21 protein-coding genes are annotated in these 22,817 nt (G+C 44.5%); 5 read left to right on the top strand and 16 right to left on the bottom strand.

Annotated features, from left to right (window positions below):
- Positions 1-102: 102 nt before the first annotated feature.
- The 5 genes from IGK63_RS02095 to chvE all read right to left on the bottom strand — a co-directional run bounded on the left by IGK63_RS02095 (position 103) and on the right by chvE (position 6,166).
- The gene (locus tag IGK63_RS02095; protein ID WP_016619659.1) at positions 103-1,623 is read right to left on the bottom strand and encodes an alpha-L-fucosidase; all 1,521 of its coding nucleotides are present in this window, start codon (positions 1,621-1,623) and stop codon (positions 103-105) included.
- A 220-nt stretch (positions 1,624-1,843) separates the two neighbouring features.
- A complete protein-coding gene (locus IGK63_RS02090) occupies positions 1,844-2,179 on the bottom strand; it encodes a PTS sugar transporter subunit IIB (protein WP_005232241.1) in 336 nt (111 codons plus the stop codon).
- Between the two features lie 12 nt (positions 2,180-2,191).
- Complete coding sequence (gene mmsB / locus IGK63_RS02085) at positions 2,192-3,388, bottom strand: multiple monosaccharide ABC transporter permease (RefSeq protein ID WP_034872066.1); 1,197 nt, start codon at positions 3,386-3,388, stop codon at positions 2,192-2,194.
- 1 nt (position 3,389) lies between these two features.
- On the bottom strand, positions 3,390-4,919 hold the full coding sequence (mmsA, locus tag IGK63_RS02080; protein WP_005232243.1) for a multiple monosaccharide ABC transporter ATP-binding protein: 1,530 nt from the start codon (positions 4,917-4,919) through the stop codon (positions 3,390-3,392).
- 146 nt (positions 4,920-5,065) lie between these two features.
- On the bottom strand, positions 5,066-6,166 hold the full coding sequence (gene chvE, locus IGK63_RS02075) for a multiple monosaccharide ABC transporter substrate-binding protein (protein WP_005231478.1): 1,101 nt from the start codon (positions 6,164-6,166) through the stop codon (positions 5,066-5,068).
- Between the two features lie 232 nt (positions 6,167-6,398).
- Between chvE and IGK63_RS02070 the strand changes: the two genes are divergently transcribed.
- From IGK63_RS02070 to IGK63_RS02060, 3 genes are read left to right on the top strand one after another with little or no spacing between them, the layout of a single operon-like run.
- A complete protein-coding gene (locus IGK63_RS02070; RefSeq protein ID WP_005232245.1) occupies positions 6,399-7,403 on the top strand; it encodes an ABC transporter substrate-binding protein in 1,005 nt (334 codons plus the stop codon).
- 10 nt (positions 7,404-7,413) lie between these two features.
- A complete protein-coding gene (locus tag IGK63_RS02065) occupies positions 7,414-8,862 on the top strand; it encodes a sensor histidine kinase (protein ID WP_034872067.1) in 1,449 nt (482 codons plus the stop codon).
- The gene (locus tag IGK63_RS02060) at positions 8,840-10,393 is read left to right on the top strand and encodes a response regulator (protein ID WP_016611421.1); all 1,554 of its coding nucleotides are present in this window, start codon (positions 8,840-8,842) and stop codon (positions 10,391-10,393) included. The genes IGK63_RS02065 and IGK63_RS02060 overlap by 23 nt, the downstream gene beginning before the upstream one ends.
- 77 nt (positions 10,394-10,470) lie before the next feature.
- Here the strand turns inward: IGK63_RS02060 and IGK63_RS02055 are convergent, their stop codons facing one another.
- Positions 10,471-12,543 (bottom strand): DNA topoisomerase III, encoded by a 2,073-nt coding sequence (locus tag IGK63_RS02055; protein ID WP_034872068.1) that lies wholly within the window; start codon positions 12,541-12,543, stop codon positions 10,471-10,473.
- The gene (locus IGK63_RS02050; protein ID WP_005227251.1) at positions 12,476-12,853 is read right to left on the bottom strand and encodes a DUF1033 family protein; all 378 of its coding nucleotides are present in this window, start codon (positions 12,851-12,853) and stop codon (positions 12,476-12,478) included. Before IGK63_RS02050 ends, IGK63_RS02055 begins: the two co-directional genes overlap by 68 nt.
- Before the next feature lie 312 nt (positions 12,854-13,165).
- Here IGK63_RS02050 and IGK63_RS02045 point away from each other — a divergent pair, with 312 nt between their 5' ends.
- Positions 13,166-14,026, top strand: coding sequence for an AAA family ATPase (locus IGK63_RS02045; RefSeq protein ID WP_016611423.1), 861 nt, complete (start codon positions 13,166-13,168; stop codon positions 14,024-14,026).
- A gap of 539 nt (positions 14,027-14,565) precedes the next feature.
- Here IGK63_RS02045 and mnmA read toward each other — a convergent pair.
- Positions 14,566-15,684, bottom strand: a complete 1,119-nt coding sequence (gene mnmA / locus IGK63_RS02040; protein WP_016611426.1) for a tRNA 2-thiouridine(34) synthase MnmA — start codon at positions 15,682-15,684, stop codon at positions 14,566-14,568.
- Positions 15,685-16,052: 368 nt separating this feature from the next.
- On the opposite strand from mnmA, the gene IGK63_RS02035 reads away from it, so the two are divergent.
- Positions 16,053-16,766: a C39 family peptidase gene (locus tag IGK63_RS02035; RefSeq protein WP_016611427.1), complete on the top strand. Its 714-nt coding sequence runs from the start codon at positions 16,053-16,055 to the stop codon at positions 16,764-16,766.
- Between the two features lie 86 nt (positions 16,767-16,852).
- On the opposite strand, the gene IGK63_RS02030 is transcribed toward IGK63_RS02035, so the two are convergent.
- The 8 genes from IGK63_RS02030 to manA form a co-directional block, all read right to left on the bottom strand.
- Positions 16,853-17,371: an Asp23/Gls24 family envelope stress response protein gene (locus IGK63_RS02030; protein WP_005232258.1), complete on the bottom strand. Its 519-nt coding sequence runs from the start codon at positions 17,369-17,371 to the stop codon at positions 16,853-16,855.
- Positions 17,372-17,427: 56 nt separating this feature from the next.
- On the bottom strand, positions 17,428-17,622 hold the full coding sequence (locus tag IGK63_RS02025; RefSeq protein WP_005232259.1) for a DUF2273 domain-containing protein: 195 nt from the start codon (positions 17,620-17,622) through the stop codon (positions 17,428-17,430).
- An 11-nt stretch (positions 17,623-17,633) separates the two neighbouring features.
- Positions 17,634-18,197, bottom strand: a complete 564-nt coding sequence (amaP, locus tag IGK63_RS02020) for an alkaline shock response membrane anchor protein AmaP (protein ID WP_005232260.1) — start codon at positions 18,195-18,197, stop codon at positions 17,634-17,636.
- Between the two features lie 205 nt (positions 18,198-18,402).
- Complete coding sequence (locus tag IGK63_RS02015) at positions 18,403-19,008, bottom strand: metallophosphoesterase (RefSeq protein WP_005232261.1); 606 nt, start codon at positions 19,006-19,008, stop codon at positions 18,403-18,405.
- Positions 19,009-19,050: 42 nt separating this feature from the next.
- Positions 19,051-19,896 carry an aldo/keto reductase gene (locus IGK63_RS02010; protein ID WP_016611429.1) on the bottom strand — a complete coding sequence of 282 codons (846 nt, stop codon included), beginning with the start codon at positions 19,894-19,896 and terminating at the stop codon, positions 19,051-19,053.
- Between the two features lie 177 nt (positions 19,897-20,073).
- Complete coding sequence (locus IGK63_RS02005; protein ID WP_005232263.1) at positions 20,074-20,415, bottom strand: DUF1831 domain-containing protein; 342 nt, start codon at positions 20,413-20,415, stop codon at positions 20,074-20,076.
- 68 nt (positions 20,416-20,483) lie between these two features.
- Positions 20,484-21,623: a cysteine desulfurase family protein gene (locus IGK63_RS02000; RefSeq protein ID WP_016611430.1), complete on the bottom strand. Its 1,140-nt coding sequence runs from the start codon at positions 21,621-21,623 to the stop codon at positions 20,484-20,486.
- 199 nt (positions 21,624-21,822) lie between these two features.
- Positions 21,823-22,776 (bottom strand): mannose-6-phosphate isomerase, class I, encoded by a 954-nt coding sequence (gene manA, locus IGK63_RS01995; RefSeq protein ID WP_176257035.1) that lies wholly within the window; start codon positions 22,774-22,776, stop codon positions 21,823-21,825.
- Positions 22,777-22,817 lie beyond the last annotated feature (41 nt).

Genomic DNA, 22,817 nt, shown 5'->3' with positions numbered 1-22,817 from the left:
ATTTGCCCCCTAGGCAGTCGCATTTAACTAATATCCACTTTTATTCCTTATTTGTATCCCTCAAAAACAGACAGTCAGCCGACTGTCTGTTTTTGGGTTACTTTATTCTTCCTGAGGCACATAGCGCGCGGCCATGGTTTGAATGATCGGTGTTTGCCGAACTTGAGTAAAAACGATTTTGACAGCAGACACGCCGACCGCTTCAAAGCTGATGATTTTTTGATAGCCGATCGTCACTATTTCGGTCAGTAACTGTGGTCCTGCTACAGTTTGCAGAAAAATTTTTGCTTTTTCTACCCGTTGCCCATATTGAATCGCTTCCTTCAATACAAGTGAATTGATGACGACCGGTTCTGCAAAATGTAGGGTCAGCCATGGCCGTTTGTCTTCCAAGTCCGGTTTCCAATACTGGCCAAACGCTTGAGATAGTTGGAGCTTATCCATTCTGCTGGACACACTGGTTGAAGAACTCGCAAACGTGCCGTTCCTTTCAGTCGTCACCTCTTTCAATTGTTTAATCGAGTGACCTAATTGCTGCAATGCCTTTTGATCCGTTGGATGGATCATACCATCCGGCATCGGCGGCACATTAAGTAGAAAAGAACTATTGCCCCCAACGATCTGCTTGTAAAAAGACCAGAGCTCAGCGCCGCTTTTTACTTGTTGGTCTTCTGATGGATGATAAAACCAGCCGGGGCGAATCGATAAGTTGACCTCAGCAGGGTACCAAGCCAATTCGGCAGCTTCTTTAATGCCGTACTTTTTCAGCGCTTGTTGGCTTCCTAAATCCATTTCCATACTGGAAATCGATTGCCGAAACGCTGTGCTATCGGCTTTTTGCGAATGACTCGCTGTTTTTTCAGCATCCTTTAATGCTGCTGGCACCACACTCCATTCTTGAAGTCTGGTTTGCCCCGCTTCGTTTCCTACCCAACGGACATCCGGTCCGCAAACCGCAATCACTGCATTGGGTTGCAGCTCTCGAATCACTTGATAATACCGTTCCCAATCATAGTTTTGGCGTTTTCCATTGGGTCCTTCACCATTGGCCCCATCTAACCATATTTCGAATATATCACCATAATTGGTTAAAAGTTCTGTCAACTGCGCCGTATAAAAATCATCATAGGCTTGCCCCATTCCATAACAAGCTTCATGCTGATCCCAAGGCGATAAATAAATGCCGAATTTCAGGTCTGCTTGACGGCAAGCATCAGAAAGTTCTTTCACTAAATCACCTTGACCATTGCGCCAGGGCGTTGAAGCGACTGTGTAAGCAGTGTGCTGGCTTGGCCATAAGCAAAAGCCGTCATGGTGTTTACAGGTCAAAATGATTCCCTGCATCCCGCTTTGCTTCATTGCAGAAACCCATTGATGACAGTCTAGCTTTTGCGGGTCAAATACCGTTGGCGACTCATTGCCGAGCCCCCATTCACGATTGGTCATCGTATTGAGACCAAAGTGGATAAAGCCATAAAATTCCAACTGCTGCCACTGTAGTTGTCGTTTACTGGGGCGAATCTGGGTAAGTTCTGCTGGTTCGATAATCTGTTCCTCCATTCTATGAGTTGTTTGCTGCTTTAAGGAAACAGATACAAGATCGATTCTTGACTGTTTCCTCATTGGAAAAGATCCAACGCCTTTACTGTACTTCCGTCATCTGTACGCTCACTGGCAAACGAAGTACAGGAACTGACTGAAGCACCATTCAATCGACGGGTCTTCCCTATCAGGTGATCAAACTACTTTACGATAAAAAGAGTAGTGCTTGCTTGGGGGATTCGCAAGGCACTACTCTAAACAACATATTCAAACGCTAAAAGACACATCTTTTTACGCGAGCCTAGTGATCGTTTTGTAAGAGGGTCAGGCTGTCTGTAAGGACAGCTTCGCCATCTAACAGCTCGTAATCTGTTTCTTTGATTAATTTATATGGCACCGCTTTGACCATGAGAAAGTCTTTTAATCGATTGACTTCGTACTTCGACTGCGGACCGATCAACAAAGCATCGACTGTTTGCTGCTGCAGGATCTGTTCAGCAATGATGGCTGGTGCCGAATAGATATGCACAGCTAGCCCTTTTTCATCTGCGGCCCGCTGCATGTTTTTCACTAAGAGACCCGTAGTGATGCCGGCGGTACAAATCAATAAAATCGTCTTTTGTGCTTGGTCCTCCATAAACAGGCCCTCCTACGAAATTTTCTTTTTCTTATTGTAGATATCCAACACGACAGCCAGCAGCAAAATCAACCCTTTGATGGCTTGCTGCCAATCGACACCGACCCCTAAGATCGACATCCCATTGTTTAAGACACCCATCACGAGACCACCAACGATCGCCCCCATCACAGTACCAATACCGCCTGAGGTAGAAGCACCGCCGAAATACACTGCGGCCATTGCATCTAATTCCATTGACGTTCCCGCTTGTGGTGTAGCTGCATTCAACCGAGCCGCTAAAACCAAGCCCGCCAAAGCTGCCATCATCCCCATGTTCACGAAGACCCAGAAGGTGATTTTCTTCGTCTTGATTCCCGAAAGTTCAGCTGCTTTCTTATTGCCGCCGGTTGCATAGATTTGACGACCAGCGACGGTTTTGTTAGTCAAAAAGCCATAGGCAGCCACGATCACCCCTAAGACGATCAAAATGATCGGATACCCTTGGTAAGAGGCAAAGATGTAGGTAGCGCCGAGAAATACGACCGCAGTAAAGACGGCTTTAAAGGTAAAGGCTGCCATTGATTCCACTTCAAAAAGATTTTTTTTGCGACGCTCACGGGTTCGCCATTGGCCTAAAATCAAGATGCCCGTGATCACTACACCTAAAATCATGGAAAGTAAATGGATCTGACCGCCTGCAATATCTGGCAAATAGCCGGTGGAAATTTGTTGGAATGCCTTGGGAAACGGTGCCAATGATTGACCGCCTAAGACGACTTGGGTCAGTCCTCGAAACATCAGTAAACCAGACAAGGTCACGATAAATGCTGGGATACCGACATACGCGACCCAGAAGCCTTGCCAAGCACCGATCACTGCGCCCATCAGTAAGCAAAGAGGCACTGCCAGCCAAGGACTGATGCCGTTATTGACCATTAAGACACCTGCAATCGCACCGACAAACGCCATCACGGACCCTACGGATAAATCAACGTGTCCTAACAAGACGACCAAAAGCATACCAGCTGCCAAAACGAGAATATGACTGTTTTGCAACACGAGGTTGGTGATATTCAGCGGCCGCCAGAAAATCCCGTCGGTCATGAGCTGAAAGGCCACCAGCAGCACTGCTAAGATAATGATCATACTGTATTTGCTAAAGATTTCCAATGCCTTTTCTTTCAGCGAATGGCTGCGTTCTTTTTTTAATTTATTGGTTGTTTCCATCTCAAACCCCACTCTCTTCTAGTGTCATTAGATTCATCAATCGTTCTTGGTCTGCCTCTTCCCGTAACACTTCGCCCGTGAAGCGGCCTTCGTTCATCGTGTAGATCCGGTCGCACATGCCTAATAGTTCTGGTAACTCCGAGGAGATGATACAGATGGCTTTGCCAGCTGCTGCCATCTCTTCGATGATCGTATAGATTTCGTACTTCGCCCCGACATCGATCCCGCGGGTCGGTTCATCTAAAAATAAGATATCTGGTGTGGTCATCAGCCACTTTGCCAAAACGACTTTTTGCTGATTCCCACCACTCAAGCTGCCGACGTTTTGATAGATTGAATTGGTTTTCGTCCGCATTTTTTTGCGAAATTCTTCTGCCATCGTGACTTCTTTTTCTTTATCGATGACCCCTTGGCGGCTGATTTTGGCAAGACTAGCGATGGTGGTGTTCTCGCGAATATCCATCAGCAGATTCAAGCCCAACGCTTTTCTGTCTTCCGACACATAGGCTAACCCATTTTTGATGGCGGTTGGCACGTCTTTGACAGAAATCGGTTGGCCGTCTTTATAGACTTCCCCCGAAATCGAACTGCCATAGGAATGACCGAAGACACTCATGGCAAACTCTGTCCGTCCCGCACCCATCAAACCGGCGATGCCGATGATCTCTCCTTTGCGGATCATCAAGTTCAAATTTTCATTCACCACACGGGTATGGTCGATTGGATGATGGACCGTCCAATTTTTGACTTCAAAAAACGGTTCACCAATAGCGGGTTTCCGCTCTGGGTAACGATTGGTCAAATCTCGCCCAACCATGCCGCGAATGATACGCTCTTCAGAGATTTCGGCCCCGCTCAGCGTCTCGATCGTTTGCCCGTCTCGTAAAATCGTGATGCGATCCGCCACATTGACGATTTCATTCAGCTTGTGGGAGATAATGATCGAGGTGATCCCTTGGTTGCGAAACTCTTTGATCAGCTCTAACAGATTGGCACTTTCTTCTTCATTCAACGCCGCGGTTGGTTCATCTAAAATCAACAATCGGACGGATTTTGAAAATGCTTTGGCAATTTCCACCAGCTGTTGATGCCCGACACCGATTTGTGAAACCAGCGTATTCGGGTCTAATTTCAAGCCAACGATCTTTAAGAGGTTATCTGTTTTCTTTTCGGTCAGATCCCAATCAATAATGCCGTGCTTGGCTTGTTCATTTCCTAGAAAGATATTTTCTTTGATCGACAGGTAAGGACTTAAGGCTAACTCTTGATGAATAATAACAATTCCTTTGTCCTCACTGTCCCGCAAATCTTTGAACTTGCATAACTCCCCTTCATAATAGATCTCTCCATCATAGCTGCCGTAAGGATAGAGTCCGCTTAAGACATTCATCAGCGTGGACTTTCCGGCGCCATTTTCTCCACACAGTGCGTGGATCTCTCCTCGCTCGATCGAGAGGTTGACGTTATCAAGGGCGCGAACCCCTGAAAACTCTTTGACGATGCCTTTCATCATCAAAATATTATCTGCCATGTTCTTTCACCCTTTTCCTTTTTATGTAAAAGTGATGCGCTCCCTTTGCAAGAAAAGCGGAAAGAACGAATACTGGGGATGATTCGTTCTTCCCTGCTGCTTTAGGGGAAACTAGCATCTTTTCTCGCTGGATCTGCACTCCTTGCTTAAATGCCCAGCTCTTCTTCTGTATAGTAATCGGTATCGATCAGTTCTTCTTTGTAGTTGTCGCTATCCACAGAAACGGGATTTGACAAGTAGGTTGGTACGACTTTGACGCCATTGTCATAGGTTTCCGTATCGTTGACTGGCACTTCCTCGCCATTGGTGATGGCTTCGATCATTTCGATCGTGTTTTTCGCTAACACTCGTGTATCTTTAAAAATCGTTTGGGTTTGTTCGCCCGCGATGATTGATTTCACTCCTGCCACCGTCGCATCTTGACCGGTGATCACAGGCAGTGGTTTATCAGAGGAACCATAGCCCACACCTTTAAGCGATGAAATGATTCCTAGGCTGATTGGATCATACGGTGAAAGAACAGCATCCAATGTTTGATCCGTATAGTTGGCACTCAACAAGTTGTCCATCCGAGCTTGCGCGGTTGAACCATCCCAACGCAAGGTAGCGATTTGGTTGAAGTTGGTTTGACCAGAAGGAACGACTAGCTGTCCGCTGTCAAAGTATTGTTGGAAGACCGAAAGGACCCCATTATAATTGATCAATGCATTGTTATCATCTGGAGAGCCGCCGAATAATTCAATATTAAATGGTCCTTCACCGTCTTTGAGACCTAATTTGTCTTCAATATAAGACGCTTGCAGCACGCCGACTCCAAAATTATCAAAGGTGGCATAATAATCGACGTATTCCGAGTTCATCAGTAAACGGTCATAGGCGATGACTGTGATGTCTTCGTTATGGGCTTTTTCCAACACGTCCGTCAGTGCCGAACCATCGATCGAGGCGATCACTAAAGTATCAACGCCTTTGGTGATCATGTTCTCAATTTGTGCCACTTGGTTTTCTACTTTGTCTTCTCCATATTGCAGGTCAGTTTTATAGCCAAGCTTCTCTAATTCCTCTACCATATTGTCGCCATCTGCGATCCATCGTTCTGCCGATTTGGTCGGCATCGCAATCCCAACAAATCCTTTGTCTCCGTCACCGTTTGCCCCGCTATCTGATCCATTCCCACAAGCTGCTAACAATCCACCAACCAATAAGGTGGATGCTAGGACGACCAATTTACCAAAAGTACCTTTCATTGTGATCCCTCCATGTCTTTTTCTTACATATTCAGTATAGCTAGTTAAGGAATCGCTTACATTTAGATTTTTTCGAGGTTTCTTGGATTTCTTGAGAAAAAACGGCCCAGTTGCCCCCTTTTCTCTTTGGAATCTTGGATTTTTTAAGATTCCCTTGGTTTTTATTTGATTTGTTATTTTGTGTAAAGCGCTTCCGTATTTTTTAGTAGAATAGACCATAGAGGTGAAAAAAATGAGGAATAGAAAAATTGGGTTACTCCTTTGTTTGTGTCTGTCTTTCTTGGCTGGTTGCGAAGCAATCAAAGAAACGACCGCTGAAACAGCGGAAGAAAGTATCGTGATCGGTTTTTCCCAGTCGGGAACGGAAAGCAGCTGGCGTAAACGCCATACGGAATCGATCCGCACTGAATTAGAGAAGGAAGGCTATGAAGTCCTTTATCGTAACGGTTATATGAATCAAGAGCGACAGATCCAAGATATCCGCAATTTTATCGTGTATCAAGTCGATGCCATCGTCTTTACCCCCATTCAGGAAAACAATTGGGAACCGATTTTGGAAGAAGCGGCCCAAGCTGGGATTCCCGTTTTCGTGGTAGATCGACATGTCAATGTCAGCGATCCCTCTTTATTTTTGACCCATATCGGGCCAAGCTTCAAAGCCGAGGGCAATCGTGCAGGTCTCTACGTTAGTAATTATTATAAAGAGCATGAGAACGAAACAGTCAATGTTTTAGAATTGACGGGACTGGATGCTACGTCCCCGACGTATTTGCGCTCAGAAGGGTTCCGAGAAACCATCAAGCGTGATTATGCCCATAACAATGTGACGATCCAAGTCGTAGACGAATTAAACGGCGATTTCATCCGCCGTAAAGGCAAAGAAGTCATCGAACAATACATCGAAGCAGGCAAAATGGAACAGATTGATGTCTTGTTCAGCCACAATGATGAGATGACGTTGGGTGCCCTAGAAGCCTTAGAAAAAACCGATATTGAGCCGGGGAAGGATTTAGTGATCGTATCGATCGATGCTCAAAAAGAAATGATCGATAAATTGAAGCAAGGAGTGGTCAATTGTGTCGTTGAGTGCAACCCAGATGCCGGGGTGTTCGTCAAAAATGCCATCTCGCGCTACTTGGCTCGCGGCGCCGATGCCATTCCTCGTGAAATCTATGTCCATGAAACAGTTTTTTCCAGTGACATGGATTTCGATCAGATTCCACCAAGAAATTATTGAGGAGATGAAGATGAAAACAAAAAGTATCAAGGGCATCTTTCAACAGACGAATAAACTGATGATCCTCGTCGCCTTTATTCCCCTCGTACTAAGCAGTGTGTTTTACTCGCGGCAGATTTTCATTTACCAAAATACCATCAACAATATTGAAGAAGCCAATCAACTATCGGAAAAAGTCGATGCCATTGTCTTGGAGGAGATGTGGGACTTAGTCTTCGGCCAAAAAACCGTCGCACAAGTCCAAGAAACCAATGTAATTGAGGAATTGAGGAGCGACCTGCAACACATCCAAGAAAATACCAGCACTGCGAAAGAGCTCAATATTTTAGCGGTCGCCTTTCGGACGCTCGATTCTTTAGAAACCTATCAGCAACAGTTGATCGACAATATTCTCAAGGATGAACCAGTGGAAAAAAACCAATACGTCATGATCCAAGTGGATTCGGTGATCGATTTGCTATCCGATATTTTGCAGCAATTCGTCGGGGTAGAGATCAGCTTAGCCAGCCAAACCAATCACGAACTAGTCCAATCGGTATTGTTACTGATCCTTTTTCAAGTCGTGTTGCTTTTGATCATCTTTGCGATCATCAATAAAAATCGGCGCTTTGTTCGGGACAATCTGCAAGACCCATTGGATCGGTTATTAGATCTTTCTAACGAACTATCCCAAGGACATTTGAGCTACCGAGCAGAACTGCCAGAAACCCCAGAGCTGCGGACCTTGACGAGTAGCTTGAATCGAATGGCAGATGACTTGACCCGGCTCTTGGAAGAAAATGCCTTGAAGCAGTATCACTTAGCCCAAAGTGAGGTGCGGGTCTTACAAGCCCAGATTACCCCACATTTCATCTATAATAGTTTAGATGCGATCGTTTCTTTGATTGAAGCTGCCCGTTACGAGCAAGCAACGGAAATGACCTATGCGTTGTCGGATTTTTTCCGTATCTCCTTAAGCAAAGGGCAAGACTGGATTCCTTTGGAAAAAGAATTGCGGCATGTGGGCGATTACTTGAAGATTTTGCAGATTCGCTATGGTAGGATGCTGTCTTACACCATCGAAGATCAAACCGTCAGTCCAGAACTGCAGGTTTTGAAAATGGTCCTGCAGCCCCTAGTTGAAAACGCCGTTTATCATGGCACCAAGTTTGTCCGTCGCGTCGGCATGATTCGAATTACAGTGTCAGAATTGCCTCACCAGATTCAAATGACCATCAGTGACAACGGCATTGGGATCGACCCTGAGCGTTTGGAGGAGATTCGTCGTAACCTTAAAGAAACCACTGATCCCGCCTCTGAGAGCGGCTATGGCCTATATAACGTCTATCGCCGTCTCCAGCTGAACTACGGCAGCGAAGCGCAACTGACGATCCACAGTCAATACCAAGAAGGCACCACGATTAACGTCACAGTACCAAAAAGGGAGGAACCCAACCATGTACAAAGTGTTCATAGTTGAAGATGAACATCTGATTCGCGATAGTTTGCGTCACCAAATCATGACTCTCGCCAAACAATACCCGATCGTTTATAGCGATGAAGCCGCCGATGGCGAATTGGCGTTAGCTTCGATCCTTGATCTGCGTCCGGATATTATTATCAGCGATATCAAAATGCCGTTTATGGATGGCTTGGTCTTTGCGAAAGAAGCCAAAAAATTATTGCCGCAAGTTCGCATTATTTTTGTTAGCGGCTTTGATGATTTTGACTATGCAAAAACGGCACTGCAGCTGCAAGCAGACGATTACTTACTCAAGCCCATCAAAAACGAAGAATTAGAACAAGCCATCAAAACCGTCGTTCAACACTTAGATGAACAACAAACCACCCATCAGCAATTATCCAAAGAAGACGATTTATTCGAAATGGAAATCAAAAAAAATCACTTTCTGAATCATCTTTTTAAACAAAAGATCACGATCTCAGAAGCTTTTTTGCAAGCAGAAGAACTGGGACGGCGCTTTTCAGGCAAACAGTTTTGTGTGCTGTTAGCAAAAACCCCCTTCAATCAAAGTTTTTCTGACTACACTCGCTTTAGCCAGCAGCTGACCAAAGCCTATGAGCAAGATGATGCCGTCTTGTTCTCCAGTGTGTCTAGCCGCTTCATCAAGTTTTTACTTTTTGACCATGACCGCGAACAAGTTTTAGAAAAAGCCTATCAGATCGCTCAAAGCCTCGTTCATGGTTCTGGGGAAGAAGTGGCAGTGGCGATCGGACCTATAGCAGATCGTTTCTCGGGCATCCCTCTTTCTTATCAGAAAGCTCGTGACATGCTAAAAACCTATGGCAGCATCCGCAAGGAAAAAATCATCAGCTATGAAGATGACATTCGAGAAGGGGAACTGTCCCCCACCAATCCTTTCAAAACCGATCTTGCTTCAAGACTGGCAAATGCTGGGAAACAGACGATCCCTGAGCTGACCGATGAATTGATGGCGCCTCAAGGGACCGTTGAGCGAACGCAAATGTACCGTTTGTTCGTCTTGGTCGAATTGCTGGCATTATTGAAGAAAAAAGACAGTCATTCGCTGCCCCAGATCGTTCAGCACGCCCATGACTTAGACTATCTAGCGGCATTGACCCATGAGCCAGAGAACTATCAAACGACTCTGGCAGAACTGTTGCCGCTATTGACCAAACAACCCATCAATCCTGCAATGGCGAAGTATCAAAGCGTCATCAATCAAGCCAAAGCCTTTATCAGTGATCACTTTTCTGATCCCAATATTTCCTTAAATGTAGTTGCTGAAAAAGTTCATTTGAGTCCGGCGCACTTCAGCACCATCTTCTCGCAAGCCACTGATTCTACGTTTATCGAATACTTGACCGAGCAACGATTGACCTTAGCTAAGGAACTGCTGTTAACGACAAATCTACGGCTATCTGAGATCGCCTTTGATGTTGGCTATAATGACCCAAATTATTTTTCCTTTTTGTTCAAGAAGAAAGAAAGTATCTCACCGAAAGAATACCGTCAAAAAAATGCCTAGTTGAATGAATGGATACAAAAAAAGAGTGAGAGACAGCAAAATCGTCCTCACTCTTTTTTATTTTCTACCTCATTCAGTTATTTCTTCTCCATAGCAGCTTTTAAAGCAGCTGCTAATGGGCTTTCTTGCGGTTCTTCTTGATTGATTTTGTTCATCAAGCGGCGTTCTTCGTGTTTCGACAGCTTTTTGCTGCGTTCCTTTTTATCCGCCATTTTTTCGGTGGTCCCATCGAATTTACAGCGGAAATAGGCGCCGTTTTTGCCTTCAATGATCTCCATCTTTCGGTGGCATTGCGGGCAGCGTCGGTTTGAAACTTTCGGGTCTTTCCGACGACGGTACTTGCAGGTCCCACTGGAGCAAACATAGATCTTGCCATCACGGGTATTTTTCTCCCGCAAGGGTTCGCCGCATTCGGGACACCGTTTTTGGGTCAATGAGAAATCTTGGTACTTGCTTTCGCTTTGCTTGATTTCTTTGACCAGTTGTTTTGTGTCTGCTTCGATTTGTGCGAGGAAGGTTTGGGCAGAATAGGTGCCTTTCGCAATGGCTTCCAGTTCCTTCTCCCATTTTTCCGTCAATTCTGGTGTCACCAAGGATGGATTGACTAAGACTAACAGCTGCTTGCCTTTTGGCGATACTTGCAAGCCGCTTGGGGTCCGCTCCATCAGCTCAGATTTGATCAGCTTTTCAATGATCTCCGCACGGGTTGCCGGCGTACCAAGACTGTGTTTTTCCATTTTGCCTAAAAGAGTTCCTTCATTCAACGGTTTTGGTGGTGTAGTCAACTCTTTTTGGATGGTGAACTCAGGCTTGACGGTACTGCCTTTTTGCCAAGCCACATCACTGGTTTCTTCTTCAGAAGTCGTTTTCCACCCCGCTTCTAACACGGTATTGCGGTTGAATACAAAGGTTTCTGAACCAAAGGTCACGGTCACTTTCTGCTGCTGCTTTTTATGGGGTTTCGCAAAGAGCATTAAGAAACGACTAACGATCATTTGATAGATCCGTTGTTCATCGGTAGTTAATTTTTCATAACGTGCCCGCTGTTCCGTTGGCAATAAGGCATGGTGATCGGTAACTTTTTTATCATTGAAGACAGCTTGCTGCACTACTTGTCCGCCATTTTTCAAGTATCCTTTGACTTCTGGGGCAAAATCCGCAACTGCCTGCAGGCGTTCCTTCATGGTTGCCTTCATATCATTAGTCAAATACTTGGAATCCGTCCTTGGGTAAGTGACGATTTTATGGGTTTCATACAAGCTTTGAACAAGCGACAAGGTCTTCTTGGCTGAAAATCCATAACGCTGATTGGCTTCTCGTTGGATCTCGGTCAAATCATAAGGCAATGGCGCACTTTCTGTTTTGACCTTTTCTTCGATCGCTGTCACGCGACCATTTTGTTGACTCATTTGCTTGACCAATGCTTCGGCGTCGCTGCGTTCTTTTAGTTGATAGGGATTTTTTTGCTGCAGGCGGGCCTTGGCATCGCCTACGTTTAGGGTAATCACATGATAGGTTTGCGGACGGAAACTCTCGATCTGCATTTCCTGACTGCGCACCAAAGCTAAGGTAGGGGTTTGGACCCGACCCGCACTAAGATTGTCTTGATATTTGACCGTCAATGCCCGGGTGACATTCAACCCTACCAGCCAGTCGGCTTTTGCCCGCGCAAGGGCGGAGTAGTAAAGATTGTCGTAGTGCTTGGCTGACTGCAATTTTGCAAAGCCTTCTTTGATGGCTTTAGGGGTTTGCGAAGAAATCCACAAACGTTTGACTGGTTTGTCAAAACGAACCCACTCCAAAATCCAGCGAGCGACTAGCTCCCCTTCTCTTCCCGCATCGGTAGCGATCACGACTTCCCCGACATCTTTTCTTTGAGCCAGTTGTTTGATGGCTTTTAGTTGATGACCGGTTTTTGGTAACGGCTTGATCCCGATGGACTTAGGGATCATCGGTAACGTTTCCATCTGCCATGATGCCCACTCTTTGTTTAAATCTTCAGGCATTTTCAAGCCCAATAAATGACCAAGGGCCCAAGTAACAATCGCCTTGGGTCCTTCGTAATAATTTTTATGTTTTTGCTCACAGCCCAAAACTTTGCTGAGGTCTTTGGCAACGCTTGGCTTTTCCGCTAGAATTAGTTGTTTCATAAAAATCTTTCCTGCTTTCATCGACGACTTGCTGATATTCTTTAAGCAATGCCAGTCCAATATATTGTTGGAGGTAATCGTCGCATTCTTCGCACCAGCGTTCGTCTTCTTCATTCCAAAAAGCCGTCATAAAGTTTGATTTTGCATTTATGTACGAATACTCTTCTCTGATTTCTTGCCATTTTTGTTCATAAAATGACTGCGCCTCGCTGAAAGTTGCAAATGTGAACGCCTCTTGAATATCTGACTGCCATCCCTCAAAAAACCACCACGGTTCATTGTCCCCATACATGACTACTACTTGATACATTCCATTGCTCCTTTCACGATTCCTTCCCCATATTAGTCACTTTTACTTAAACTTGCAAGGAATAAGTTTCAGCATTTAAACATTGCTTTAAAAATTCATTAAACCCTCGTTTTTTTTGTACGATTTATCGGTTGTTTAAGATTACATCATTTCTATGCCCCTATAGTCTAGCACAGATGTTTCCTGTTGTGAATATAACATCAAAAGATTAAAAAAATATCAAACAAGATTTATTTTAACCTCGTAAAAAAAATTTGTCTGCGATGGATATGCTACAATAATGACAACCATGAAATTGCCAGGAGGTGCCCTATGTATCTCGAACAAATCACTTTTCCCGATCAAGAGACCGAGTTTGATTTTTTCCTTTCCATCAAACGAACCGTTTATGATTCTTACTACCCTTTTCAGATTCTCAGTGCCCGCCTTTTTCAGCAGATCGATTTTGAACCGGTCACGATCTTATATGGCGGCAATGGTTCTGGCAAAACCACCGCATTGAACGTGATTGCCGAAAAGATCCACGCGCAGCGCTTTGCTGCGTATAATCGCTCGAATTTTTTCGAGGACTACTTAGCCTACTGTACTACTGGCAGCATCGACGAACCGCAAGAAAAAGTACTTTTGACCAGCGATGATGTCTTTGATTACATGCTGGCTATTCGAAACTTGAATCAAGGGATCGATCATCGCCGAGAAGAAGTATTCCAAGAATACTACCAAGCAAAGTATGCAGACTTTCGTTTCACGGGTTTTGACGATTACCATGAATTGAAGAAAATCAATCTTGCACGATCCAACACACAGTCCAAATTCACCCGCAAGCACTTGATCGACAATGTCCGAGAATATTCCAATGGTGAAAGTGCCTTTCGCTTCTTTCAAGAAAAGATTCGTCCCAACAGCCTTTACTTATTAGATGAACCAGAAAATTCTCTTTCTGCTGAGCGTCAGCTGGAACTGGTGCAGTTACTGGAAGATTTTGTCCGCTATGAACAGTGTCAATTCATTATTGCTACCCATAGTCCTTTCGTTTTATCTTTAAAGGAAGCCAAAATCTATGATTTGGATCAAACACCTGTCGATGTTCGGAAGTGGACGCAGTTAGCTAATGTCCAGCAGTATTACCGCTTTTTTCAAGCACATCAAGCCGAATTTGATGATCGATCATGACCAAAGCAAACCATTTTCCGTCAAAGATTTCTTTTGGCATTTTTTTCCGCTACACTCACACAAAGACCAAAATCAAACTGATCAGAGCAATATAGAAGGCGACCACTCCCGCAATTTTGTCCCACTTGACTTCTGCTTGGTTATACTGATCGGAATGCTCCGCAATCTGAGCGGACAAAAAGTAGAACTTTTTAAAACAATCAAATACCCTACTAAACCAAATAGTACGGCTAAGGCAAGTTCGTTGATTTGGCTTGAAATGACCTGATTCTGATGAAGCATTACCACCCCTACGGCACTAACGAAAAACCCCCATTTCATGAGATTGGCTTTGGTACGATTCATGCTCCTCCTTTTTTTAAAAAATGCCAATGCATCAAAAACATTCATTTTCTATCTGAATTATATCATAATTTGACTATTTTTTTAAAATAGAAAGCGCTCGCTCTAATCGGTTTTTCTAATTGATTTATAAAAAGCCCTAGCTAAGTGCAACTGATTGGTTCAGTGGGCTTAGCTAGGGCTGATTGTGTTAGTGGTTAAACATATTGTAATTCTTTGGCTTCTTTGTAGGCTGCATCGATCAAACCGCCGCCCAAGCATTCCATCCCGTCATAAAAAACGACTGCTTGTCCAGGAGTGATGGCGCGTACTGGTTCGTCAAAAATCACTTCTGCTCGATCTCCATCTAATAGACGCACCGTTACCGGTACATCTTGTTGACGGTAGCGGAATTTTGCTGTGCATGAAAATTCCGTGCCGCGGTCTTGTTCTGTAGTAAAGTGGATTTGGCTTGCTTCCAAGCGATCTGCATACAAAGCGGGGTGATGGAATCCTTGCCCCACATACAAAGTGTTGGTCGCTAAGTCTTTTCCTACGACAAACCATGGTTCTTGAGTGGCACCGCCGCCGCCAATGCCTAAGCCTTGACGTTGTCCGATGGTGTAGTACATCAAGCCATCGTGTTGTCCTTTGACTTCGCCATCTAATGTAACCATATTGCCTTTTTTCGCTGGCAAGTAATTACTCAAAAATTGTTTGAAATTCTTTTCTCCGATAAAGCAGACACCCGTGGAATCTTTTTTCTTGGCTGTTGCTAGACCTGCCCGTTCAGCGATCGCTCGTACTTCTGATTTTTCCATGCCGCCTAGTGGGAACATGGTTTTGCTCAATTGTTCTTGTGACAATTGGCTTAAGAAATACGTTTGATCTTTGTTGTTATCCACGCCTCGCAACATATGAGTTACGCCGTTTTCATCAATGGTCACTTGCGCATAATGGCCAGTTGCTACATAGTCGGCACCAAGATCCATCGCATAATCCAAAAAGGCTTTGAACTTGATTTCCTTGTTACACATGACATCTGGATTTGGCGTCCGTCCGGCACGGTATTCTGCAAGGAAATATTCAAATACACGGTCCCAATATTCTTTTTCGAAATTCACTGAATAATAAGGAATCCCGATTTGCGCAGCCACTTTGGCTACGTCTTTGTAGTCTTCTGTTGCGGTACAAACACCGTTTTCATCGGTATCATCCCAATTTTTCATAAAGATCCCGACAACATCATACCCTTGTTCTTTCAGCAAAAGTGCTGTTACTGACGAGTCTACCCCGCCACTCATTCCAACCACCACCCGGGTGTTTTCGTTAGACATGATTGTTTCACCATCATTTCAATTATAGATTCTGAAATCATCTACGATTTGAAGGTCGCAACTTTTCAGTAATTTGCATTATACAACAAAACACAAAAAAGTTCACTGTTTGCTGTCTTTTCTTATAAATTCCTTTTTTAGAAAAGACATCTGGAGAGAAGTAACTGTTCGTTATTCCACCTACTCAGCCAAATAGAGGAAGCGCTGCTTTTGTGTCTGTCATCGACAGCTGTCCAAACAGTAACAACTTACTTTTCAAATGGTGGTTGTCATAAAATCGTATGAAATTCTTCAGGAAATGCAGAAATGCTCTTATTAGAAAAAGACTATACTTCTCTTAGATACTACTTTACGAGGAGGGGCATTTCATGCGATCGCACACAAGGATATCGAAAACGAGGAGAAACGATGGGAAGAAAGAAAAGAGCCTTGCACTGCTGCTTTTTCTCATCGGTGGTGTTTTTGTCATTCATTACGTGATTGATCAGGTCAGGGATGCTGCGTTTGATCAGACAGCGCTTGTCTCAAAACAGTTCACTCGCCAAGCCAATCAAGCGATTCAACAAGCGATGGCAGACACGCAGCAACTGCCGTTGATTGTACAAACCGATCAACGCTGGGGCAATAACACGTATGGATATGGAGAAGAGCAAAACACCTTTGCGGCAAACGGGTGCGCTATTGCTTCTTTAGCCATGATCGATGCTTTTTGGACGGATCGTCCGCCGAATCCTGACAAACTATTGGAGTGGGCTGGCGATCAATTTTATCTTCCCAAACAAGGAACAAGTTGGCAAATCTTTCCTCAGTTTGCCGAAGCTTTTGGTTACCAATTTGCCGATTTAGGGGATTCATTTGAGGCTGCCTATGAGAAAATGACACAAGGCATCCCCGTTGTGGTCTCGGTTCAAGCAGGAACCTTTACGACATCCGGACATATCATGGTATTGGCTTTGAACAAAGAAGGAACGATTCAAGTATTCGATCCTAATGATTCCCCCGAAAAAGCCCATTATGAGAAAAGCTATCCTAACGATGTCTTTCAAGCAGAAGGAATCCATTATTGGAGCTTTTGGCTTTGATGTTCTGATCGGCTGAAGCTGCAAAAATACACCTTTTGTGGGACAAAAAAAGACTAGCCGCAGCTAGTCTTTTGCTTATCTTGCTATTATTGAACGCGTGGTTCGTTGTTTTCTTGAATACGCGTCGTTGTCCGGTTGAAGGCACCTTTGGCTTTACGTGTTTGTTTTGACGCAAAGTCGCCAGTTGTTTCTGCCGCACTGCTTACTTTGTCTTGAACTGTTTCAGAGTCTTTTTCGAATTGTTCACGTGTTTTGACATCTGCTACATTCACGTTTACTTCGATGACTTCTAAATTCGTCATTTTGTTGACTTGTGTTGAAACAACCTCTTTGATTTGGTCGTAGATCGTGGTCATGTCGCTGCCATATTCTGCAACGATATCAAGATCGACTGCCACTTGTTTTTTCCCAACTTCAACGTTGATCCCTGAAGTCACATCATCGGTGTTGACTAATTTACCTGCAATATTTGAGAAGAAACCGCCATCGACTGTTAAGAGTCCGTCTACAGATTCTAATGCAATGCCTACGATTTTTTGAATCACTTTATCTTCGTAAGTTAATTCTCCTTTAACACCTGTTGTTGGTTTTGTTTGGTTTTCCATCGTACATTCCTCCTACTATAATCTTGATATAAATTAAACTAATAATGTTACCAAAGTTAACGGCGCGGTCTTTGAAATTGTTCAAAGAATCCGACTTCTTTGAGATAAAATCCCAGATACGTACCTAGTGCCGTAAATAGCACCAGCAGTATGGTTTTCAAAAAGCCGATCGTTAGAAACAGGATCGCTAGGATCAAACCGAAACCTGCAAAGATAAGCGGGATCTTATAGTGGTAGAACCATTCACTCATACCTGTTCCTCCTAAACTACACGCGGTTGGTCATGGGCTGCTGGCGTTTCTTGCGTATCTTTTAAAACAACTTCCGTTTGGATATTGCTTTCGATACCGAAAAGCTGCTGCAGACTGCTGCTGATCTCACCAACCAAAGCTTCTTGTTTTTGCGGGATGGCTGCTGTTTGTTTCATTTCTCCATCGATTTTTACCGCTACTTTATTCTTGACGATTTTGATTTTTACCGATGGCTGATGGATGAAATCTGCTTGTTTCACCCGCTCGAGCACAAAATGCTCTAACGCCTTCTTCTGAATCACTAAATCGCCTGTCTTATGGGGAATGATCAAGCGGTCTGAGCGTTTTGGATAAAACAAAACGACAAAGAGTGCGATCACTGTAAAAATAGCAAAGCCAACAGATAACCAAAAGAGCAGCATACTCATGGAAGATCCGACCCAAGGATACTCATCCAAAGGAATCAAGTAAACAGGCAATGAAGCCGCTTGCTGATTGGCGATGATCCCAAAATAAAAGACAAGTAAGAGTAAAAGTAATCCGATGATAAAAATCACTTTAGAAATCTTACGCATTGGCAACCTCCTTTACTGCTTTCTACTTAAAGCATACACATTTCTTAAATATCCATCAAATAATAACTCTTGGAATCGATTATTTTTTACATATAAAGTTTATTTTTATCAAAAAAATTTCCTTAATCAAAGCTTGCTGTCAAAGTCATCGCAAAAAAAGCAAGCCGTCCGACGTTGTCTTGACGCTTGCTTTTCTTGTTATCTGTTAACGAGCTAGCTTGGCAAGTTCTTGTTGCTTTGCATGATGTAGCACCGCCAGTTCATTTTCGGAAACTGGTCGACCGAAGGGACGCGGCTGCGGCAGAAACGCCAATTCCGGTGCATCGACTCCTACGTTGAGATTCTCAGCGATTGGTACACTATGATGATGGATATGCCCATGCAGATTGCGGCTGTTTTTGGTGATCCCCAGCAGCATAGGATAATGGGTTAGTAAAAATTGCTGATGAGCAAACTTCAGCAAGACACCAACATCTTCAAACGCATACTTTTGGGCTCCCAAACAACCAGGATCATGCTTGCGCAAGTACGCAAAGAAAGCCCGAGTATCATGATTGCCTTTGATAAAAACGATTTTGCCCTGCAGCTGTGCTAACAGCGCAGCAATTTCTGGAAAGCCTGCTTCATAAGCAGGGTGCATCGCGACATCCCCTAAATGATAAACGACATCTTTATCCGCAACCACCTCATTCCAGCTAGCGATCATCGTTTCATGCATTTGCGTCACTGTCTCAAAGGGGCGTGGGGCAAAGTCATTGTCCCCGAGCAAGGCTGCATGAAAATAATGGGTATCAGACGTAAAAAATTTCATAGTCGCTCCTTACTTTACTGCTTTTTTCTGTGATTAGGGTCTTCAAATCATCGCTAGCGGCTGCTTTTTCGTTGGCTCCGGAAAGCGTGCATCGATTGTCGCCAATTCGCTTTTGGAAAAAACGATTTTGGCAGCTTCAATGTTCTGCAGCATATGCAGCGAGTCACTGGTTTGTGGGATCGCTAAGACGTGGGGTTGTCGGAGGGTCCATGCCAAAAGCAGCTGAAAAATCGTGCAGCCTTTGGCTTCTGCCAGCTCTTTCAAGACTTCATCATTTTTAAAGTGGTGCCCTAACCGATCGCCTTGAGCAATTGGTGAGTAGGCAATCACCGGAATCTCCGTCTCTGCCTGCCAAGGCAAAAGATCGTATTCGATCCCGCGGGCGCCTAAATTATAGAGTACTTGGTTGGCGGCACATTGATCGCCGTTTTCTAACCGCAACAGCTCCTCCATATCTGCCACGTCAAAATTAGAGACGCCCCATGCGCGAATTTTTCCAGAGTCTTTGGCAGCTTCTAGTGCGTCAACTGTTTCTGCTAACGGTACATCCCCTCGCCAGTGTAACAGATACAGATCAAGATAGTCGGTGCCTAAACGCGCTAAGCTGCGGTCTAAAGCTTTTGGCAATTCATCGGTGGAGGCATTCCAGGGATAGACTTTTGAAATCAAATAAAGATCTGCTCGTGTAAAGGGCTGGATCGCCTTGCCAACTAGCGTTTCTGCGTTTCCCTCGCCGTACATTTCTGCGGTATCGATGACAGCCGCTCCGGCTTTGATGCCCGCTTGCAGCGCATCGATCTCGGCTTTTTCCTTAGCTGGGTCATCCCCCATATGCCAAGTCCCCATTCCAACGGCTAACACGGATTGCTTGTTTAAGGTTCGTTTCATCTGGATTCCTTCTTTCTCGTCTCAACGTATCCACTTTCTGAGAACGGCTTAGGTTTGTTTACTTTAGTATAAAAAGAAACCGGCAAAGATACAAAAGAAGTGTATCAATCCCTTGCCTGCTTGGCGGAGTGACACACTTCTTGCCCTTTGAACGGTATAGCTGCTTTTGACAAAAGCTTACGCTTTGACAAACAACCCGCGGCTGATAAAACCATCCATTAAAAAGTAAAATTTTTCTTGCAGCATTTTGTGCTGTTCATCTTTGAAAATATTGACTGCTTTTAATCCATTGGCTGTCGTGATCGACATCTTGAAGGTTTGCAGATCTTTTGCAACAGTGATTTTTAATTTAAATCCTTCTTTGCTTTGGGGTGTTGCTTCAAGGCCACGAATCAATTGGAAGTTGCCGCCGTTCGTTTCTGTAAAGCCATTGTCCCGCAACGTATATTTTTTTGCTTCAGGAGCAATGCGGTATTGGGTTGCTGCGCCTAAAACGGTTGCTGTTGTTTCAAATGCCATGTTCTTCACCTCTTTAACATCATTTCTTTCATTATAAATAGTTTTCAGCGAGATTGCTAGCTGTTCTCCTACTTTTTCGTTGCTAAGACAGTTTCTGCTAATAGCTGAGCAAATGCTTCGATTTCCGCCAATGTGTTGCCATAGCCAAAGCTGACTCTGACCGATTCCCGGATAGCTGGATGCTCTTTGCCTACCATCGCTTCTAGCACATGGGAGGGTTCAACATTGCCCGCCGTACAAGCGCTGCCTGTCGAGATGGCGGCTCCTTTTAAGTCCAATTTCATCAGTAACAAGTCACTGCTGACCCCTGGGAAACGCAGATTCAAAATATGGGGCAATTTGTGTGCTGGATCACCATTCAACTGAACATCAACGCCTTGTGCTGCTAAGGTCTCCATCAGCACATCGGCAAACGTTTGATATTGTTCTGCCGCTGCTTGCTGCGCTTCGGGGGTATGCAAAGAAGCTGCTTTGGCCATTCCCATGATGGCTGCCAAGTTTTCCGTCCCTGCTCGCCGTTTTTCTTCTTGTTCGCCACCGTGGAGTAGCGAAGGTAGCGACAAGCCATCTCGTTTATACAAAAAGCCGATCCCTTTTGGTCCGTTGATTTTGTGAGCCGAAATGCTTAGGAGATCAATGCTATTTTCATTGATTTCAAGCGGGATTTTGCCATAAGCTTGCACGGCATCGGTATGAAAAACGGCGGGATGCTCCCGTAAAAGGGCGCCAATTTCTGCAATCGGCAACAAATTGCCCGTTTCATTGTTTGCCGTCATTATGGATACTAAAATCGTATCGGGACGTAAGGCAGCCTCAACTTCACTGACGGCCAATTGCCCCTTTTGATCTACGGGCAAATAGGTCACCTCAAAGCCTAAGCCTTCTAAATAGCGCATACTCTCAATGACCGCCGGATGTTCGATCTGGGTCGTAATGATATGTTTGCCTTGTGCTTGTTTGCTAAGGGCTGTACCGATGATCGCTGTATTATCACTTTCGGTACCTCCACTGTTAAAAATGATCTCATGTTCCTTGACCCCTAGCTGCTGAGCGATCGCTTGACGAGCCAATTCTAATTGGGTGTGGGCATCTCGACCATAATGATGAATGCTTGATGGATTGCCAAAAAATGTCTGCATCGTCTCACTCATCACTTTGATCACTTCTGGGTGCAGCGGTGTCGTTGCTGCATGATCTAAGTAAACCATTCTTTTCACCTATCCTTCATTACTGCCATTATAACAAATCTTGCTCAGACGTCTATCGTGAGTGTCCATACGAAAAAACCTGTCAGTCAAAAGCGGAAAAATCGCCAATGATGACAGGCAGCTGAACGCGTTCAGCCTTACGAAAAATCAGGAACGAGTGCTGTTTTGCTTGTGCGAATCACGTCACTTACTGATCGTTTTATTTTTTTCCAGGTTCAGAGGCAATGACAGTCAATTCACCAACCAATTCCCATTTCTTGATCGGGTTTGGCAAAATGCAGCTCGTGCCCATTTTTAGTTCATAGGAATGACCGTCGATCATCAACTGCCCATACCCATCGATCACGGTCATCAAGGTATAATCGGCCTTTTGTGCCAAAGATAATTTCCCACGTACTTCCCATTCATACACATTGAAAAATGGCGTTTCAAGATAGGTAACGACTGCTGATTGTCCTTGTTTGACTTCACGGATCGATAATTCTGGCGTCCGTGCAGGAATCGTCGTCACATCGATTGATTGTTGGATATGCAGCTCCCGTGTTTGTCCTTGATCATCAGTACGATCATAGTCGTACACCCGATAAGTCGTATCCGAGCTTTGTTGGGTTTCTAAGATCATGATCCCTTTCCCAATGGCATGGATCGTTCCACTTGGCACGTAGAAGAAATCGCCTTTTTTCACAGGGACTTTTGTTAACAAATCATCCCAACGACCCGCTTCGATCATTTCCGCAAGTTCTTCTTTGGTTTGTGCGTGGTGGCCATAAATGATTTCCGCACCTGGTTCGGCATCAATAATGTACCAGCATTCCGTTTTCCCTAATTCCCCTTCATGGGCTAGCCCATACGTGTCATCAGGATGGACCTGAACGGATAGATCATCTTCCGCATCTAGAATTTTAATTAATAATGGAAAGACTGGTTCGTCTGAATGTCCAAACAGTTCTTGATGGTCTTGCCAAAGATCCGCCAATGTTTTGCCTTTAAACGGACCATTTTCAATGACGCTCACCCCATGAGGATGCGCACTGATCGCCCAATCTTCACCGATTTTGTCACTCGGTAAATCAAAACCAAAAACAGAATGCAGGCGACTGCCGCCCCAAATTTTTTCTTGAAAAACAGGTTTCATAAACAATGGTTCCATAATTGTTCCCCTCTCTAGTTGTTCGTGCATATTATAGCATGAAT

Source organism: Enterococcus sp. AZ040, assembly GCF_050499185.1.
Lineage (GTDB): Bacteria > Bacillota > Bacilli > Lactobacillales > Enterococcaceae > Enterococcus_D > Enterococcus_D entomosocium.
This window is presented reverse-complemented; position numbering and strand designations above follow the sequence as displayed.

Coding starts and splice junctions, on each gene's coding strand:
- IGK63_RS02025 (WP_005232259.1), bottom strand. CDS start 17,622: ATGAGTGAATGGTTCTACCACTATAAGATCCCGCTTATCTTTGCAGGT.
- amaP (WP_005232260.1), bottom strand. CDS start 18,197: ATGCGTAAGATTTCTAAAGTGATTTTTATCATCGGATTACTTTTACTC.
- IGK63_RS02030 (WP_005232258.1), bottom strand. CDS start 17,371: ATGGAAAACCAAACAAAACCAACAACAGGTGTTAAAGGAGAATTAACT.
- IGK63_RS02000 (WP_016611430.1), bottom strand. CDS start 21,623: ATGGTTTACTTAGATCATGCAGCAACGACACCGCTGCACCCAGAAGTG.
- IGK63_RS02005 (WP_005232263.1), bottom strand. CDS start 20,415: ATGGCATTTGAAACAACAGCAACCGTTTTAGGCGCAGCAACCCAATAC.
- IGK63_RS02060 (WP_016611421.1), top strand. CDS start 8,840: ATGTACAAAGTGTTCATAGTTGAAGATGAACATCTGATTCGCGATAGT.
- mmsB (WP_034872066.1), bottom strand. CDS start 3,388: ATGGAAACAACCAATAAATTAAAAAAAGAACGCAGCCATTCGCTGAAA.
- chvE (WP_005231478.1), bottom strand. CDS start 6,166: ATGAAAGGTACTTTTGGTAAATTGGTCGTCCTAGCATCCACCTTATTG.
- IGK63_RS02095 (WP_016619659.1), bottom strand. CDS start 1,623: ATGAGGAAACAGTCAAGAATCGATCTTGTATCTGTTTCCTTAAAGCAG.
- IGK63_RS02055 (WP_034872068.1), bottom strand. CDS start 12,543: ATGAAACAACTAATTCTAGCGGAAAAGCCAAGCGTTGCCAAAGACCTC.
- IGK63_RS02065 (WP_034872067.1), top strand. CDS start 7,414: ATGAAAACAAAAAGTATCAAGGGCATCTTTCAACAGACGAATAAACTG.
- IGK63_RS02090 (WP_005232241.1), bottom strand. CDS start 2,179: ATGGAGGACCAAGCACAAAAGACGATTTTATTGATTTGTACCGCCGGC.
- IGK63_RS02010 (WP_016611429.1), bottom strand. CDS start 19,896: ATGAAACGAACCTTAAACAAGCAATCCGTGTTAGCCGTTGGAATGGGG.
- IGK63_RS02035 (WP_016611427.1), top strand. CDS start 16,053: ATGCGATCGCACACAAGGATATCGAAAACGAGGAGAAACGATGGGAAG.
- mnmA (WP_016611426.1), bottom strand. CDS start 15,684: ATGTCTAACGAAAACACCCGGGTGGTGGTTGGAATGAGTGGCGGGGTA.
- IGK63_RS02045 (WP_016611423.1), top strand. CDS start 13,166: ATGTATCTCGAACAAATCACTTTTCCCGATCAAGAGACCGAGTTTGAT.
- IGK63_RS02015 (WP_005232261.1), bottom strand. CDS start 19,008: ATGAAATTTTTTACGTCTGATACCCATTATTTTCATGCAGCCTTGCTC.
- mmsA (WP_005232243.1), bottom strand. CDS start 4,919: ATGGCAGATAATATTTTGATGATGAAAGGCATCGTCAAAGAGTTTTCA.
- IGK63_RS02070 (WP_005232245.1), top strand. CDS start 6,399: ATGAGGAATAGAAAAATTGGGTTACTCCTTTGTTTGTGTCTGTCTTTC.
- IGK63_RS02050 (WP_005227251.1), bottom strand. CDS start 12,853: ATGTATCAAGTAGTAGTCATGTATGGGGACAATGAACCGTGGTGGTTT.